Genomic DNA, 13,452 nt, shown 5'->3' with positions numbered 1-13,452 from the left:
GCACTGAAAATGATCTCCGCCGCGACGTTCTGTGACAGAAAATAGATCTGCCGCTGTCTGGTAACTGCCCGTCGCTTGCACCACACTGTGTAAAGTTTGTGATGCCGTCCCCGCATCGCTTCAATTTTAAAAATGAATCGATTAGCGTAGTGGCTGTCTACACAATGCAGAACAGTTTCGGCACAACCCGTGAGGATAAAGGTAAGTATGGTCAAGGTGGACAAATGGCACTCTCTGGCAATGAGCGTATTGCTGGTAACGGTATCGGGCGTGGCGAAAGCTGACTCGCTGGACGCACAACGTCAGCACTATATGCAGATTAAACAGGCGTGGGATAACAATCAGTTGGATGTCGTCAGCCAGCTGATGCCCACGCTGGAAGATTATCCGCTTTATCCTTATCTGGAATACCGGCAACTGACGCAGGATCTGGCTGACGCGACGCCGTCGCAGGTGAATGCTTTTGTCAAAGCGAACCCGACATTGCCGCCCGCACGATCCCTGCCTGCCCGTTATGTGAATGAACTGGCACGCCGTCAGGACTGGAACAGTTTGCTTTCTTTCAGCCCGCAGCCGCCGAAACCGGTCGCCGCGCGCTGTAACTACTATTACGCCAAATGGGCGACGGGCGATCAGAAAACCGCGTTTGACGGTGCGAAAGACATCTGGCTGACCGGCACCTCGCTGCCCAATACCTGCGACAAACTGTTTTCCGTCTGGCAGGGCGCAGGTAATCAGACCGCGCTGACCACGCTGCAACGTATCGGTCTGGCGATGAAAACCGGCAACACCAATCTGGTGAATTATCTGGCGAAGCAGTTACCGCCGGATTATCAGACCATGCGCGATGCGCTGCTGGATCTGCAAAACAACCCGAATACCATTGAAAGCTTTGCGCGCGGCGTCGGTCCGACCGATTTTACCCGCAACGCCACCAGCATTACCTTCGCCCGTATCGCCCGTGACGATGCGGATAATGCCCGTTCGATGATCCCGGTGCTGGCACGTTTACAGGAAATGAGCGACAGCGAGCGTCTGGATCTGGAAGAAGCCGTGGCCTGGCGTTATATGGGCAGCGATGCCACGCCGGAGCAGGCAGCATGGCGCGACAACGTCATTTTGCGCAGCCATTCCACCACGCTTGTTGAGCGCCGTATCCGCATGGCGCTGGCAGCCGGCGACCGTCAGGGGCTGAGTCAGTGGCTGGATCGTTTGCCATCTGATGCGCTTCAGGCGGATGAATGGCAATACTGGCGTGCGTCGGTGATGATCGATAAGGGTCAGCGCACGCAGGGTGAAGCGATGTTGCGTACGTTAATGAAGGGGCGCGGATTCTATCCGATGGCCGCTGCGCAAAAGCTGAACGTCACCTATCCGATGCAGATTTCTGTGGCTGCGACGCCTGATGCCAGCATTGCGAAACTGCCGGAAGTGGCGCGCGTTCGTGAACTGATGTACTGGCAGATGGACAATCTGGCGCGTACCGAATGGAGCTATCTGGTCAGCAGCCGCACGGAATCCCAGCAGTCGGCACTGGCGCGGTATGCCTTCGAACAGAAATGGCCGGATCTCAGCGTGCAGGCGACCATTACCGGCAAGCTGTGGGATTATCTGGAAGAGCGTTTCCCGCTGGCGTGGCCGGATGAATTCCGTCGTGCCACCAATGATAAAGGCATCACGCAAAGTTACGCGATGGCGATTGCCCGTCAGGAAAGTGCGTGGAACCCGAAAGCCCGTTCACCGGTCGGCGCGTCGGGTCTGATGCAGGTGATGCCTGCGACCGCGCAGCATACCGTGGATATGTTTGGTCTGCAGGGTTACAGCAATCCGGCGCAACTGCTGGATCCGCAAATGAACATCACCATCGGCACCAGCTATCTGGAATATGTCTATCAGATGTTTGGCCGCAACCGTATTTTATCCAGCGCAGCCTATAACGCCGGGCCTTCCCGCGTGAATACCTGGCTGGGTAACAGCGCGGGCAGGGTGGATTCGGTGGCCTTTATCGAGAGTATCCCTTTCTCCGAAACGCGCCGATATGTTAAAAATGTGTTGGCATATGATGCGTTTTATCGCTATTTTTTACATCAACCGGCCAAGATTTTGACCGATGCTGAATGGCAGAGGCGTTACTGATCCCGGATCGTTTATGGTAAGCTGCTGTACTAGTTTAATAGTATGGCAGCCTTCTCATGACTCAACGACCAATCACTGACCCTGCTCTTTCCCAACAAGGCAATGAGGACTGGCAGTGCTTTCTGGCACTGCTACAGCAATCTTTTGCTGAAAATCTGCATCAGGATCTGCTGCAACTGCTGCTTACGCCCGACGAACGTGCGGCGCTGGGTACGCGGGTGCGCATTATTCAGGAGCTGATGCGGGGAGAGATGAGTCAGCGTGAGCTGAAAAGCCAGCTGGGTGCAGGCATCGCGACGATTACACGCGGATCCAATGGCCTGAAAACGGCACCGGCTGCGCTGAAGGATTGGCTGGGTGAGCAACTGCTGACAGACAAAACGGACGACTGAAGCGCCCGTTTCTGTCTTTCATTCATTTCAATGGGTCTGGGCGCGGGTTTGATAAACCGTATTATGGAAAGGCGCCAGAGCCAGAACCAGTGCCTGATGATAGACGCTGGTGCGGGTCAGTTTACCGGCGGTAAAGACACCAATAGCACCGCCTTTGCGTTTCACTTCTGCGATACCCGTCAGTTTTTCCATCTCATCCCCCAGTTCACTGCCCTGGTTGATCCCCTGTAAAATGATTTCAGGTAACATTAAACTGGCTGAACGGGATTCGCCGCGCTGGTGCATATTCTCAATCACCATCCACGCGAAGGTCATATTGTCTTCGATACCCGCTTCCACGCCGACCCAGAAGTCTGCTTCGGGACGAACCTGACGTGCGCCGATTACGCGGTGGCGTGCTCCGGTACGGGTTTCATTACTGCCGATAGGCTGACTGGGAACACCACTGTCGACGTCAACGCCTTCAATGCGAAATGCCTCAGCGCCGAAAATATCTTCAAAAGCCATGGCGATAGCTTTAATTTTTGCCGGGTTAGTGGTTGCAGCGACAACATGGTACATAGAGTTTTAGCATCCTTTAGCAAATTTCACGCAGTATAACGGAAAACACTCATGTTACAGGTATATCTCGTCCGTCATGGCGAAACAGAATGGAACGCCGCACGCCGTATTCAGGGGCAGTCAGACAGCCCGCTGACAGCAAAAGGTCTGTATCAGGCCCGTCAGGTTGCTCAGCGCGTGCGCGATGAAGGGATCACTCACGTTATCACCAGTGATTTAGGACGTACCCGCCACACGGCGCAGATTATCGCTGATGCCTGTGGCTGTGAAGTCATCAATGAGCCGCGTTTGCGCGAATTGCATATGGGGGTGCTGGAAGAACGTATTCTGGATGGCCTGACGGAACAGGAAGAAGGCTGGCGTAAGCAGATGGTCGATGGCTCACCGAAAGGGCGTATCCCCGAAGGCGAAACCATGACCGAACTGGCCGCGCGTATGCGTGCCGCGCTCGACAGCTGCCTGGATTTACCGCCGGGAAGCAAACCGCTGCTGGTCAGCCACGGCATCGCGCTGGGTTGCCTGATCAGCACGATCCTCGGATTACCGGCGTATGCGGAGCGCCGTCTGCGTCTGCGTAACTGTTCACTGTCGCGTGTCGATCACCAGAAAAGCGCCTGGCTGGCGAATGGCTGGATTGTTGAAACGGCGGGCGATGTCTCACATCTTGATTTGCCCGCGTTAGACGAGTTGCAACGCTAACGCCAGAAGGCGTTAGCGGCGGATAGGGATCAGGTAATCACACTGTAATTCGGTTGGCGTCGTGCCGGGGGCACGGCCATTCGTGTAAAAGCGTTCGATATCCTGTCCCTTTCTGCGGGTCAGTTTTAATGTTGGCAGACAGGTGCTGTACAACGTCAGAATAAATTCCTGCAAATGCTCCGGCGTGCCATTGTAATGGAACATGGCATATTCACCGTGCTGCAACACAATCGGCTGACCTTCTACGTTTTCCGGCAGATGCTGGGCTTCCAGTGCAGTCGTGTACAATACTTCCTGCTCGTCATCTTTTTCCTGGCTTGGACGCGAATGGTGCAGGCCATAAAGGATCGGCGGCAGCGTTTTCGCCTCGCCGATATACTGACGCCAGAAATGACGACGCATCTCGTTGCGGTAGGTGGTGATTTGCTCCAGCGTACAGGCGTAGCTTTGCGTCATGCCGACCAGATGCTGTTCCGGCAACGAGATATACTCAGGCTGCGGCAAAATGAAGGCACCCAGACGGATCGGCGGGCAGATACCGAAGGAATGCCAGTCTTCAGCACGACGGTATAAGGCCGGCGTTTGCGCGAACTGTTTTTTGAACGCCCGGGTAAACGTCTGTTGAGAGTCAAAACGGTACTGAAGAGCGATATCTAAAATCGGGCGACTGGTGAGGCGTAAAGCGACAGCCGCTTTTGACAGGCGGCGGGCACGAATATAAGCGCCAATGGCATTATTAGTGACATCTTTAAACATGCGCTGCAGGTGCCACTTGGAATAGCCGGCCTTGGCTGCGACATTGTCGAGTGACAAGGGCTGGTCTAAATGGGTTTCTAACCAGCTAAGAAGGTCACGAATGATTCCTGCTTGATCCATAGATCGTCCTCGTTGAACTAAGATAAATGCACAGAATGATGGGCGGCATAATAACAACTTTTTCCTGAGAAGACTTCCTAAGAATTTTTTGGCTATCTGTGCTATTTACAGGTGTTACAGAGTATTTCATTCCGAAAGTGTGAATACACGCTTTCTGATTGGGGTTTCTTTAGAAAACAACGTCATGCTCATGACGTGGAGTAACTTAATGAATAAATGTTGGATTTTTGTTTTTGGGATGTTTGCTTTTTGTTCGGGAGCAGCACAGGCAGAGCAGGTCGGGTCTGTCGATACGGTCTTCAAGTTATTCGGTCCAGACCACAAAATCGTGGTCGAGGCCTTTGATGATCCTGATATTAAAAATGTAACTTGTTATATCAGTCGCGCAAAAACCGGTGGAATTAAGGGCGGATTAGGTCTGGCCGAAGATACGTCGGATGCGGCGATTTCCTGTCAGCAGGTCGGCCCTATTGATCTCAGTGACAAGATTAAGCAGGGGAAAGATAAGGGCACCGTGGTTTTCCAGAAACGGACATCGCTGGTGTTCAAAAAGCTGCAGGTGGTGCGTTTTTATGATGAAAAACGTAACGCGCTTATCTACCTGAGCTATTCCGATAAAGTCGTCGATGGCTCACCGAAAAATGCGCTCAGCGCGGTGCCGATTATTCCGTGGGCGCACAGCGCACCCTGAATTTTCAGCATGATGCACAAAACAAAAGGCCAGCTTTCGCTGGCCTTTAACGTTGGATCACATCGACTACACAGCGGTTGGCAACCTTCTGTATCAGTCTTCCAGATCGCCGCAGAAACGGTAACCTTCGCCGTGAATGGTGGCGATGATTTCAGGCGTATCCGGCGTAGCTTCGAAATGCTTACGGATGCGACGGATGGTCACGTCAACGGTACGGTCATGCGGTTTCAGTTCGCGGCCGGTCATTTTCTTCAGCAGATCGCCACGGGTTTGGATTTTGCCCGGGTTTTCGCAGAAATGCAGCATGGCGCGGAATTCACTGCGCGGTAATTTGTACTGTTCGCCTTGCGGGCTGATCAGTGAACGGCTGTTGATGTCGAGTTCCCAGCCATTGAATTTGTAGCTTTCAACCAGACGACGTTCTTCACCGGTAGTGCCCAGGTTCATCGTGCGGGACAGCAGGTTACGGGCGCGGATGGTCAGTTCACGCGGGTTGAATGGCTTGGTGATGTAGTCATCAGCGCCGATTTCCAGACCTAAAATCTTATCAACTTCGTTGTCGCGGCCGGTCAGGAACATCAGAGCAACGCTGGCTTGTTCGCGCAGTTCGCGTGCCAGCAGCAGGCCGTTTTTGCCTGGCAGGTTGATGTCCATGATAACCAGATTGATGTCATTTTCGGACAGAATGTGGTGCATTTCAGCGCCATCATTAGCTTCATGTACCATGTAGCCTTCTGCTTCAAAAATGCTCTTTAACGTATTACGTGTCACTAACTCGTCTTCGACGATCAGAATGTGAGGGGTCTGCATGATTGCTACCTAAGATTGCCAACAAATAGAAAATAGGAGTACAGAAGTCCTTGTTATCCCAATGAATTATGATGCCTTATTGGCCATCTCACTCGTTACATGACTAAAGTACGTAAACGCGTTCTCGATGCAATTTCCATCAACGGCAACAACATCGCAAGCTCGGTCAGGGATTCCACTTTCTGCAGTTCCACGGGGTCCTAAAGCGGCGCATATCCTAACCCTATTAACAGCAATATAACAGCGAGTGCCGAAATTACCACCCAACAAAATTACGGTTTGTTGACATATATCAAGTTCAATTGTAGCACGGTAACAGAACAGTGAAAAACACTTACAAGAATGCACGCTTGAGTCACATTTCGGCCTTTATTGTACACGATTCAGCAAATCCTCATGAAACGAAAGATAAATGCAAAATCTGTATAGGTCATTATTATATATCCATATGAAAAATAATGACTAATTTTTTAAGGAAATGTGCTTAACCGCGCCAGCAGCTTTTTTACCTGCCGGCTAAGCTTTTCCGATAAAATAAAGGAATATATCCAGTAGACTGTTAAGTTCTTGTGAAGAATATAAACGATGAATAGGTCTGAAACAGGATAAAATTTCATCGCTGAAATACAGGCGACAAATTCTTCCCTCTCCCTGCAAAGGCGCGATATGCAACTTCATATTATTTTAGTCTCCCCGGCGCGGCCGGAAAATGTCGGTGCGGCAGCCCGTGCCATGAAAACCATGGGTTTTGCTTCCTTGCGGATTGTTGACAGCGAAGCGCACCTCAAGCCGGAAGCTGGCTGGGTCGCTCACGGCTCCCAGGAGATCCTGCAAAATGCCCTGCATTTCGACACGCTGGCAGAAGCCCTGGCCGGTATCGATTTCACGGTAGCCACGACGGCGCGCAGCCGGGCGAAGTTTCACTATTACTGCACGCCGCAGGAACTGCAGGTGCAGCTCGAAGAGAAAAGCCAATGGGTGAACCATGCGGCGCTGGTGTTTGGGCGCGAGGATTCCGGGCTGACCAATGAGGAACTGGAACTGGCCGACGTGCTGACCGGCGTGCCGATGGTGGCGGATTATCCGTCGCTCAATCTCGGCCAGGCGGTGATGGTGTTCTGCTATCAGCTCTCTTCGCTTAACCAGGTGACGTCAGCCAAACCTGAAAATGCCGAAGCCGGACAGTTGTCCGCATTGCGTGCGCGGGTCGGACGCTTACTGGAAAATGTCGGGGCAGAAGATGACCAGAAATTGTCCGACTGGCTGCATCAGCGCCTGGGTCTGTTGCAGCAACGGGACGCGGCGATGCTGCATACTTTGCTGCATGACATCGAAAAAAAGCTGACCCAATGATGTGAGGGGAATCTTTGCAGCGACAGTTTGATATCCGGTGAGTGATGCGCAGGCCTGGCGATTCCACTGGAATGGGTTGCGATGGCAGAGCATTACCCCTTTGATTCTGCGCGTGATAAACCGGGCGAAAACAGAAAAAAATTGACTTATTGTGCCTTATGCTTTAGCTAATAGAGGCAGACAGAGTACAAACCTAAAGACAGACAGAAAATAAAAATGCGAATCATCAGCCTGAACACAACAATTATTACCACCACCGATACCACAGGTAACGGGGCGGGCTGACGCGTACAGGAAAAAGAAAAAAGCCCGCACCTAACCAGTGCGGGCTTTTTTTTTACCTTTTAACGAGAGCTTCAGGAGAGAACCAGAAATGCGAGTGTTGAAATTTGGCGGGACCTCGGTAGCAAACGCAGAACGCTTCTTGCGGGTTGCGGACATTATGGAAAGCAATGCGCGTCAGGGACAGGTCGCGACGGTATTATCCGCGCCTGCCAAAATCACCAACTATCTGGTCGCCATGATTGAGCGAACTGTCGCAGGACAGGACATTCAGACCATCATGAGTGATGCAGAAAACATTTTTGGTCAGCTGATCACCGGTCTCGCAGCCGCCCAGCCCGGCTTTGATTTACCGAAAGTGAAAGCTTTCGTCGATCATGAATTCGCTCAGCTGAAACAGCTGATGCATGGCATCACCCTGCTGGGGCAATGCCCGGACAGCGTCAATGCTTCCATCATCTGTCGCGGCGAAAAACTGTCTATTGCCATCATGGAAGCGGTGTTCCGTGCCAAAGGTTTTGGCGTCACCGTGATTAACCCGGTCGAAAAACTGCTCGCGCAGGGGCATTACCTCGAATCCACCGTAGATATCAACGAATCCACCCGCCGCATCGCCGCCAGCGCCATTCCTGCCGATCACATCGTGCTGATGGCCGGATTCACTGCCGGTAACGAGCAGGGGGAACTGGTGGTGCTCGGACGCAACGGTTCCGACTATTCTGCCGCCGTGCTGGCCGCCTGTTTACGCGCCGACTGTTGCGAGATCTGGACCGACGTCGACGGCGTTTATACCTGTGACCCGCGCACCGTGCCGGATGCCCGCTTACTGAAATCGATGTCCTATCAGGAAGCGATGGAGTTGTCGTATTTTGGGGCGAAAGTCCTTCACCCGCGTACCATCCTGCCGATTGCTCAGTTCCAGATCCCTTGCCTGATCAAAAACACCACCAACCCGCAGGCGCCGGGCACCCTGATTGGCAGCGAAAGCCTCGGCGACAACACGCCGGTGAAAGGCATCACTAATCTGAACAACATGGCGATGATCAACGTTTCCGGTCCGGGAATGAAAGGGATGATCGGCATGGCGGCGCGTGTGTTCGCGGTGATGTCCCGTTCAGGCATTTCCGTGGTGCTGATCACCCAGTCTTCTTCCGAATACAGCATCAGTTTCTGCGTACCGCAGAGCGAGCTGGAGCGCGCCCGTAAAGCGCTGGAAGACGAATTCTACCTCGAGCTGAAAGACGGCCTGCTGGAGCCGCTGGATGTGATGGAGAAGCTGGCCGTTATTTCCGTGGTCGGCGACGGTATGCGCACACTGCGCGGTATTTCGGCGAAATTCTTCTCTGCACTGGCGAGCGCCAATATCAATATTGTGGCGATCGCGCAGGGCTCTTCCGAACGTTCCATTTCCGTGGTCGTCAATAATGACGATGCGACGACCGGCGTGCGTGTCAGCCACCAGATGTTGTTCAATACCGATCAGGTGATCGAAGTCTTCCTGATTGGCGTCGGCGGTGTCGGCGGGGCGTTGATCGAACAGATCCGCCGTCAGCAGGCGTGGCTGAAAACCAAACATATCGATCTGCGCGTCTGCGGTATCGCCAACTCCCGCGCGTTACTGACCAACGTGCACGGCATTGCGCTGGAAACCTGGCGTGATGAGCTGGGTGCCGCCAAAGAGCCGCTGAATCTGGGCCGTCTGATCCGTCTGGTGAAAGAGTATCACCTGCTGAACCCGGTGATCGTTGACTGTACGTCGAGTCAGGAAGTGGCCGATCAATACGCCGATTTCCTGGCCGACGGTTTCCACGTCGTGACGCCAAACAAGAAAGCCAACACTTCCTCCATGAATTACTACTATCAGCTGCGTAAAGCGGCGGATGGCTCACGCCGTAAATTCCTCTACGACACCAACGTCGGCGCGGGCTTACCGGTCATTGAGAACCTGCAAAACCTGCTGAATGCCGGTGATGAACTGGTGCGTTTCTCCGGTATTCTGTCCGGCTCGCTGTCCTTCATTTTCGGTAAGCTGGATGAAGGCATGTCGTTGTCTGCCGCCACCTTGCAGGCGAAGGAGATGGGCTACACCGAACCGGATCCGCGTGATGACCTGTCCGGTATGGACGTCGCCCGTAAATTGCTGATCCTGGCGCGTGAGGCCGGTTACAAACTGGAACTGACCGATATCGATGTGGAATCTGTTCTGCCGCCGTCTTTCAATTCAGAAGGCTCAGTGAACGATTTTGTGGCGCGTCTGCCGGAACTGGATGCTGAATTTGCGCAGCGTGTGGCAGAGGCGACCGCCGCAGGGAAAGTATTGCGTTATGTCGGGGCTATCGAAGACGGTCAGTGCAAAGTAAAAATCGATGCCGTCGATGGTAATGACCCGCTTTATAAAGTAAAAAATGGGGAGAATGCGCTGGCGTTTTACAGCCGCTATTATCAGCCATTGCCGTTGGTTCTGCGTGGCTACGGTGCCGGTAATGATGTGACGGCGGCAGGTGTGTTTGCCGATCTTTTGAGAACGCTGTCATGGAAGTTAGGAGTTTAATATGGTTAAGGTGTATGCCCCGGCTTCAATCGGGAACGTCAGCGTCGGCTTCGATGTTCTGGGCGCAGCGGTGTCTCCGGTGGATGGCACGCTGCTGGGCGACTGTGTTTCCGTGGAAGCGGCCACAGCATTCAGTCTGAAAAACGAAGGCAAGTTTGTCTCCAAACTGCCTGACCGCATGGAAGACAATATCGTTTATCAGTGCTGGCAGCGTTTCTGTCAGGAAATCGGCAGGGAAGTGCCGGTGGCGATGACGCTGGAAAAAAACATGCCGATTGGCTCCGGTCTGGGATCCAGCGCCTGTTCGGTGGTCGCCGGTCTGATGGCGATGAATGAATTTTGCGGTAAGCCGCTGAATGAAAACCAGATGCTGTTGCTGATGGGCGAGCTGGAAGGGCGTATTTCCGGCAGCGTGCATTTCGACAATGTGGCGCCATGCTACCTGGGCGGCATTCAGCTGATGCTGGAAGAGCACGATATCATCAGCCAGAACGTGCCCTGTTTTGACGACTGGCTGTGGGTGATGGCGTATCCGGGGATTAAAGTCTCGACCGCGGAAGCGCGCGCTATTTTACCCGCACAGTATCGCCGTCAGGATTGCATCAGCCACGGACGCTATCTGGCAGGCTTTATTCACGCCTGCCATACGCAGCAACCGGCGCTGGCCGCGAAACTGATGAAAGATGTGATTGCTGAACCTTACCGCACCCGTTTGCTGCCGGGCTTTGCCGAAGCGCGCAGTGCCGCAGAAGAAATTGGTGCGCTGGCGTGCGGGATTTCCGGTTCCGGCCCGACGCTGTTTGCAGTATGTAACGACAGCGCGACAGCGAAACGTATGGCTGACTGGTTGCAGACGCATTATCTGCAAAATGACGAAGGCTTTGTTCATATTTGTCGTCTTGATACCGCGGGCGCGCGGGTATTGGGATAACTCGATAATTTATTGGGATAACTAATGAAACTGTACAACCTGAAGGATCACAACGAGCAGGTCAGCTTTGCTCAGGCCGTCAAACAAGGTCTTGGAAAACAGCAGGGTTTATTCTTCCCGCTGGAACTGCCTGAGTTTGAACTGACTGAAATCGACCGCTTGCTGGAACTGGATTTCGTCACCCGCAGCAGCCGTATTCTCTCTGCTTTCATCGGCGATGAGATCCCGGAAGAAGAGTTACATCAGCGCGTGAAAAATGCGTTTGCCTTCCCGGCGCCGGTTGCCAAAGTAGAAGAAGACATTGCCTGTCTGGAGCTGTTCCACGGCCCGACCCTGGCCTTTAAAGATTTCGGCGGCCGCTTCATGGCGCAGATCCTGACTCAGGTTTCAGGTGACGAGCCGGTGACCATTCTGACCGCAACGTCCGGTGATACCGGTGCGGCAGTGGCGCATGCCTTCCACGGCCTGAAGAATGTCCGTGTGGTGATCCTCTATCCTCGCGGAAAAATCAGCCCGTTGCAGGAAAAACTGTTCTGTACCCTTGGCGGCAACATCCATACTGTCGCCATCGACGGCGACTTTGATGCCTGTCAGGCGCTGGTGAAACAGGCGTTTGATGATGAAGAACTGAAACATGCGCTGAAGCTGAACTCGGCCAACTCCATCAACATCAGCCGTCTGCTGGCGCAGATTTGTTACTACTTTGAAGCGGTGGCCCAGTTGCCGCAGGAAGCGCGCAATCAGCTGGTAGTTTCTGTGCCAAGCGGTAACTTCGGTGATCTGACCGCCGGTCTGCTGGCGAAATCTCTCGGCCTGCCGGTGAAACGCTTTATCGCAGCGACCAACGCCAATGACACGGTGCCGCGTTTCCTGTCAAACGGCGAGTGGGAACCGAAGAAAACCGTTGCGACGCTGTCGAACGCGATGGATGTCAGCCAGCCAAACAACTGGCCGCGCGTGGAAGAACTCTATCGCCGTAAAACCTGGCAGCTGAAAGATCTGGGCTTCGGCGCGGTCAGCGATGACACCACCGAAGACGCGATGCGTGAGCTGGCGAATATCGGTTATATTTCAGAACCTCACGCCGCTATCGCCTACCGCGTGCTGCGCGATCAGCTGCAACCGGGCGAGTTCGGTCTGTTTATCGGCACCGCACATCCGGCGAAATTTAAGGAAAGCGTGGAAGCGATTCTGGATCAGGATATCGGTTTGCCGAAAGAACTGGCGGATCGCGCTGACCTGCCGTTGCTGTCGCACAACCTGCCAGCTGATTTCAGCGAAATGCGCGCATTCCTGATGGCGCTGCCTGAATAAACGCTGTGAGCTGAAATGCAAAAGCCCTCTTCACGAGGGCTTTTTTATGCCTGTCGGTCGGGTAAATCAGCGTTCAGGGCGGGTAAACACCAGCTCATTGCCCTGCGAACGTGATTCGTCAAAGGCATAGCCTTCCAGATTGAAATCCTGAAGTTGTTTCGGCTTATCGAGGCGTTCCTTGATAATAAAGCGGCTCATCAGACCACGCGCTTTTTTGGCATAGAAACTGATGACTTTGTATTTACCGTTCTTCTCGTCGAGGAACACCGGCTTAATGATTTCGCCTTCCAGCCGTTTCGGTTTCACCGCTTTGAAGTATTCATCGGAGGCCAGATTCACCAGCACTTTGCTTTTTTGTTCGCTGAGCAACTGATTGAGTTTGTCAGTCAGTAACTCGCCCCAGAAGGCATACAGGTTCGCGCCCCGGGGATTTTCCAGACGGATACCCATTTCCAGACGGTACGGCATCATCAAATCCAGCGGGCGCAGCAGGCCGTATAAACCCGACAACATCCGCAAATGTTTCTGTGCAAAATCAAAATCTTTTTCGCTGAAATCTTCTGCCTGCAAACCGGTATACACATCGCCTTTAAAGGCCAGCAGCGCCTGACGGGCATTTTCCGGCGTGAAATCCGGCAGCCAGTCATTGAAACGTTCGGCGTTCAGATGGGCCAGTTTATCGCTGATCCCCATCAGTGAAGAGATCTGCGCAGGGGACATTTTGCGCGCCACGGTGATCAGCTGGCTGGATTTATCCAGCAGTTCCGGTTGGGTATAGCGCGTTGTCGCAAGCGGGCTTTCGTAATCGAGCGTTTTGGCAGGTGAAATAATGGTCAGCATAGTCTCGTCCGTTGGT

13 protein-coding genes and 1 other annotated feature are annotated in these 13,452 nt (G+C 53.4%); of the genes, 9 read left to right on the top strand and 4 right to left on the bottom strand.

Going from position 1 to position 13,452, the window contains the following annotated elements:
• Positions 1-207 precede the first annotated feature (207 nt).
• Positions 208-2,136, top strand: coding sequence for a murein transglycosylase (sltY, locus tag EDF78_RS12650; RefSeq protein ID WP_133823201.1), 1,929 nt, complete (start codon positions 208-210; stop codon positions 2,134-2,136).
• A 56-nt stretch (positions 2,137-2,192) separates the two neighbouring features.
• Entirely contained in the window at positions 2,193-2,528 is a 336-nt protein-coding gene (trpR, locus tag EDF78_RS12645; protein ID WP_095924585.1) for a trp operon repressor, read from the top strand.
• A gap of 27 nt (positions 2,529-2,555) precedes the next feature.
• Here trpR and yjjX read toward each other — a convergent pair whose 3' ends face one another.
• The gene (gene yjjX / locus EDF78_RS12640; RefSeq protein WP_095924586.1) at positions 2,556-3,089 is read right to left on the bottom strand and encodes an inosine/xanthosine triphosphatase; all 534 of its coding nucleotides are present in this window, start codon (positions 3,087-3,089) and stop codon (positions 2,556-2,558) included.
• Between the two features lie 51 nt (positions 3,090-3,140).
• On the opposite strand from yjjX, the gene gpmB reads away from it, so the two are divergent.
• Positions 3,141-3,788, top strand: coding sequence for a 2,3-diphosphoglycerate-dependent phosphoglycerate mutase GpmB (gpmB, locus tag EDF78_RS12635; RefSeq protein ID WP_095924587.1), 648 nt, complete (start codon positions 3,141-3,143; stop codon positions 3,786-3,788).
• Between the two features lie 12 nt (positions 3,789-3,800).
• Here gpmB and robA read toward each other — a convergent pair whose 3' ends face one another.
• Positions 3,801-4,664 (bottom strand): MDR efflux pump AcrAB transcriptional activator RobA, encoded by an 864-nt coding sequence (gene robA / locus EDF78_RS12630; RefSeq protein WP_095924588.1) that lies wholly within the window; start codon positions 4,662-4,664, stop codon positions 3,801-3,803.
• A 208-nt stretch (positions 4,665-4,872) separates the two neighbouring features.
• On the opposite strand from robA, the gene creA reads away from it, so the two are divergent.
• Positions 4,873-5,355, top strand: coding sequence for a protein CreA (gene creA, locus EDF78_RS12625; RefSeq protein ID WP_095924589.1), 483 nt, complete (start codon positions 4,873-4,875; stop codon positions 5,353-5,355).
• A gap of 93 nt (positions 5,356-5,448) precedes the next feature.
• On the opposite strand, the gene arcA is transcribed toward creA, so the two are convergent.
• Positions 5,449-6,165, bottom strand: coding sequence for a two-component system response regulator ArcA (gene arcA, locus EDF78_RS12620; RefSeq protein ID WP_013577079.1), 717 nt, complete (start codon positions 6,163-6,165; stop codon positions 5,449-5,451).
• 666 nt (positions 6,166-6,831) lie between these two features.
• On the opposite strand from arcA, the gene EDF78_RS12615 reads away from it, so the two are divergent.
• The 5 genes from EDF78_RS12615 to thrC all read left to right on the top strand — a co-directional run bounded on the left by EDF78_RS12615 (position 6,832) and on the right by thrC (position 12,596).
• A complete protein-coding gene (locus EDF78_RS12615) occupies positions 6,832-7,518 on the top strand; it encodes a tRNA/rRNA methyltransferase (RefSeq protein WP_095924590.1) in 687 nt (228 codons plus the stop codon).
• A 216-nt stretch (positions 7,519-7,734) separates the two neighbouring features.
• Positions 7,735-7,803: a thr operon leader peptide gene (gene thrL / locus EDF78_RS12610; RefSeq protein WP_071823645.1), complete on the top strand. Its 69-nt coding sequence runs from the start codon at positions 7,735-7,737 to the stop codon at positions 7,801-7,803.
• Positions 7,742-7,857: a sequence feature (Thr leader region), on the top strand. It overlaps the preceding gene by 62 nt.
• A 34-nt stretch (positions 7,858-7,891) precedes the next feature.
• Positions 7,892-10,351 carry a bifunctional aspartate kinase/homoserine dehydrogenase I gene (gene thrA, locus EDF78_RS12605; RefSeq protein ID WP_133823200.1) on the top strand — a complete coding sequence of 820 codons (2,460 nt, stop codon included), beginning with the start codon at positions 7,892-7,894 and terminating at the stop codon, positions 10,349-10,351.
• A gap of 1 nt (position 10,352) precedes the next feature.
• Positions 10,353-11,282 (top strand): homoserine kinase, encoded by a 930-nt coding sequence (thrB, locus tag EDF78_RS12600; RefSeq protein WP_119822498.1) that lies wholly within the window; start codon positions 10,353-10,355, stop codon positions 11,280-11,282.
• A gap of 24 nt (positions 11,283-11,306) precedes the next feature.
• Positions 11,307-12,596: a threonine synthase gene (gene thrC / locus EDF78_RS12595; RefSeq protein ID WP_095924593.1), complete on the top strand. Its 1,290-nt coding sequence runs from the start codon at positions 11,307-11,309 to the stop codon at positions 12,594-12,596.
• Between the two features lie 66 nt (positions 12,597-12,662).
• On the opposite strand, the gene yaaA is transcribed toward thrC, so the two are convergent.
• Positions 12,663-13,436 (bottom strand): peroxide stress protein YaaA, encoded by a 774-nt coding sequence (gene yaaA / locus EDF78_RS12590; RefSeq protein WP_119822499.1) that lies wholly within the window; start codon positions 13,434-13,436, stop codon positions 12,663-12,665.
• Between the last annotated feature and the right edge of the window lie 16 nt (positions 13,437-13,452).

It is taken from the genome of Rahnella sp. BIGb0236 (assembly GCF_004364755.1).
Classification (GTDB): Bacteria; Pseudomonadota; Gammaproteobacteria; order Enterobacterales; family Enterobacteriaceae; genus Rahnella; species Rahnella victoriana.
The sequence above is the reverse complement of the archived record's forward strand: the minus strand, read 5'-3'. Positions and strand labels throughout refer to the sequence as shown.